We start from the raw sequence: 3,500 nt of genomic DNA, 5'->3' as shown, positions 1-3,500 counted from the left end.
CCGCCGATGAATTCTTTATCGATATCATCGGCAAGGGAGGGCATGCCGGGACGCCGCACCGGACGGTTGACAGCATCGCGGCCGGAGCGGCGCTCGTCACGCAGCTTCACACCATCATCAGCCGCTCGGTGGACCCGCTGAAGCCCGCGGTCTTAAGTGTAGGCACCATTCAGGGCGGATACGCCCAGAATGTCGTGGCGGAGCGCTGCCGGATTACCGGAACGGTCCGGGCCTATGATGGCGAGACCAGGCAGCTGCTCAAACGCCGGATCGAAGAAATGGTGGCTTCGGTTCCCGCCGCCTACGGCGCCGAATCGAAGCTGGATTATTTAATGGGCTACCCGCCGCTCATCAACGATGAAGGCGAGGCGGCGCGTTTCTTCCGGGAAGCGCCTGCCGCGCTCGGCGATTCGGTTCGGGTTGAACGGATCGAGAAGCAGATGCCTGCCGAGGATTTTGCCTATTATGTCAAGGAGATCCCCGGGTGCTTCATGTTCGTGGGGGCCGGAAATCCCGGGAAGAACGCGGACTATCCTCATCATCACGCCAAATTCGATATCGACGAAACGGCGATGCTGCACGGGCTGAGGCTGCTGATCGCCATGACGGATTCCTGCCTGGGCGAAGCGAAGGGCGAATAATTTTGCCGTAACGGGAGAACCTACTTGCGTAATACGGATGCGCCAGCGCACTTTTTTGCGCTTGAGCCGGTATCGGCGGCGTCATCCGACAAGCGAAAGGAGGTTTCTTCATTGAAGAAAACAGTTCAGGAAGTAATGACCACCCAGCCGGTTACGGTGACTCTGCAGGACAACATTTATGAAGCGGCCGTCAAAATGAGAGACAACGACACCGGATTTATTCCAGTTGTTGATTTCTCCGACGGCCATACGCTCATCGGCGTGGTTACCGACCGCGACCTTGTTATTCGGGGATATGCCGAGAAGCACTCGGGATCGACATCGGTGGAGAGAGTCATGACGACAGGAATCCGCTGCGCTTCGCAATCCACTACGGTGGATGAAGCCGCCGAACTGATGGCTTCACAGCAAATCCGCCGCCTGCCCGTAACGGACGGCAAGAAGCTGATCGGCGTTGTATCCATCGGCGATTTGGCGGTGCGGGGGATTTTTGCGGACAATGCCGGAGCCGCGCTGTCGGATATATCCGAGCAGCATCACATGCACTAGACCGTTCTTATCTATAAGCTCATACCCGGTTGCCGGGATGGGCTTTTTCCTTATGGCGAGGGGGATGAACATGATGAATAAGGGACCGTGCCTGGTGCGCAGAGACCGGACGGTGCTGCTGGATTGCGGCCACCCGGAGTTCGAAGCAGCGCGGGAGCGTCTGCCGGTGTTCGCGGAGCTGGTCAAGAGTCCTGCGCTCTATCATACATACCGGATAACGCCGCTGTCGCTATGGAACGCGGCCGCGCTCGGAGCTTCTCCGGAAGAAATCACGGAATGCCTTGAGCGGTTCTCCGGACGGGGACTCCCTTCCGGGCTTGCGGAAGAGATCAGGCTGCTGATGTCCAGATACGGAAGGCTCGCCTTGCATTCGGCAGATGAAGGGGAGAGGCTGCTGCTTCGGGCCGACAGCGAAGAGCTTCTGAATGAGCCGGAGGTGGGAACGACTGCGGCGGCATGCGGCTACCTCAGAACGGGTCAGCTTGAAATGGCCGGCAGCGCCGCCCGCCGGGGCATGCTGAAGCAGGAGCTGGCCCGGGCGGGATATCCTGTACTGGACAGCGCGGGTTACCATAAGGGCGAAGCGCTGGATATCCGCTGGCAGGACGGGGACCGTTCCTTTGAGCTGAGGGATTACCAGCGTGAAGCGGCCGAGCGGTTCAGGGCTTTCGGCGCCAGCGGGATTGTGGTTCTGCCCTGCGGCGCGGGCAAGACCCTTGTCGGTCTGGCCGCGCTGGAGGCGTCGAAATGCGAGACGCTGATCCTGACCTCCAATGCGACCTCCGTCCGTCAATGGACAGAGGAGCTGAAGCTGCGAACCCATCTGCCTCCCGAATCCGTCGGTGAGTATACCGGCGAACGGCGGCAGGTGCGGCCGGTTACGGTGGCGACTTATCAGATGTTGACGCACCGCGCTTCCAAAGGGGACGGCTTCAAGCACATGGGGCTGTTAGGCGAGCGGAATTGGGGGCTGATCGTGTACGATGAGGTTCACCTGCTGCCCGCTCCGGTCTTTCGCGCGACAGCCGAGATACAGGCTACGCTCCGGCTGGGCCTTACCGCTACGCTCGTCAGGGAAGACGGGAGGGAGGGAGATGTGTTTTCCCTGATCGGCCCGAAAATTTACGACTGCCCCTGGAAGACGCTGGAGGATCGTGGCTGGATCGCGGCTGTAGAGTGCCTAGAGATTCCGGTGCCGATGGAGCCCGAGGTCAAGAGGCGGTATCTGCACGGAACGGCCAAAGAGAAGTTTCGTCTCGCTTCGGCCAATCCCGCCAAAGCGGAAATGACGGTGAGGATCATCAAGGCCCATGAAGGGGCTTCCATCCTTGTTATCGGACAGTACCTTGACCAGCTTGCGGAGCTTGCCGCGATCACCGGGGCTCCGGTCATTACCGGAAAGACTCCGCAGCAAGCCCGGATGAAGCTGTACAGCGAATTTAACGAAGGCGTCTTGCCGGTGCTGATCGTATCCAAGGTGGCCAACTTCGCCGTCAATCTTCCCGACGCTTCGGTTGCCATTGAAGTGTCGGGCGCGTTCGGCTCACGCCAGGAGGAAGCGCAGCGGCTGGGACGGGTGCTGCGCCCGAAGCGGGGAGACAACCGGGCTTTTTTCTATACGCTGGTAACGGAGGACAGCCGGGAGCAGGAGTTCGCGCTTCGCCGGCGGCTGTTCTTGACGGAGCAGGGCTACGAGTACACCGTAATGCGCGGGTTTGGCGATGAATCCGGGACAAGGGCTGAGGAACCGGGGGGCGAGAATCCGCACAGCAAGGAGGCTTTCGGATCATAATGGTAACGATGAGTGGCGGGCATAACGGAGAAGAGGCTGCCGGGCTGCGGAGATTGTCCGGGCTTGCAGCCGAGGTACTGAAGCGGATTTGCGCGGCGCATGCGGACCAACCGTTTCAGGAGGGCAAGGAGGCTTCGCTTCGTCCTGATGAAATGACCCGCGCGGAGTTCAGATTGGCGGTCGCAGACCTTTGGAGGCACGGTTGGCTCGCTGCGGTCCGGAAAATTGGAGGGGAGAGACTGTTCTTTATTCCGCCCGAAAGATGGGAGGCTGCACAGAGCCATTTTTTTTCGATCACCCCCTCGGCCCTGGACCCCGGCGGGATTCAGTTGTCTGTCCGGACAGGTCCGGGCCTTGCGGGAGAGCTGTTCCGCGTTCTGCGGTTTGCGGCGGAGGAAGGACTGCCACTGACCTCCAAAGGGGCTGTGCATAAAAAATATGTCAACCAGCTCGCCGCCAGGCTTCAGATGAGCGAGGAGCACTTGCGGGGACTTGGACTTCGCCCCCCGTATCCTGAC

3 protein-coding genes and 1 pseudogene are annotated in these 3,500 nt (G+C 60.3%); all 4 read left to right on the top strand.

What is annotated here, in order from left to right; genetic code table 11:
* The coding region (locus L692_RS0107170; protein ID WP_025698489.1) for an amidohydrolase at positions 1-641 on the top strand (641 nt) is incomplete at its 5' end.
* A gap of 135 nt (positions 642-776) precedes the next feature.
* Complete coding sequence (locus L692_RS0107165) at positions 777-1,190, top strand: CBS domain-containing protein (RefSeq protein ID WP_084463108.1); 414 nt, start codon at positions 777-779, stop codon at positions 1,188-1,190.
* A gap of 70 nt (positions 1,191-1,260) precedes the next feature.
* Positions 1,261-2,982, top strand: a complete 1,722-nt coding sequence (locus L692_RS0107160) for a DNA repair helicase XPB (RefSeq protein WP_025698486.1) — start codon at positions 1,261-1,263, stop codon at positions 2,980-2,982.
* Positions 2,982-3,500: pseudogene (locus L692_RS28020) on the top strand (hypothetical protein); the annotation flags it as partial. The gene L692_RS0107160 and the pseudogene L692_RS28020, both read left to right, overlap by 1 nt.

Source organism: Paenibacillus forsythiae T98, assembly GCF_000520735.1.
In the GTDB taxonomy this organism is placed as follows: domain Bacteria; phylum Bacillota; class Bacilli; order Paenibacillales; family Paenibacillaceae; genus Paenibacillus_AQ; species Paenibacillus_AQ forsythiae.
Note: the sequence above shows the minus strand (reverse complement) of the source record. Positions and strands in the feature narration are given on the sequence as shown.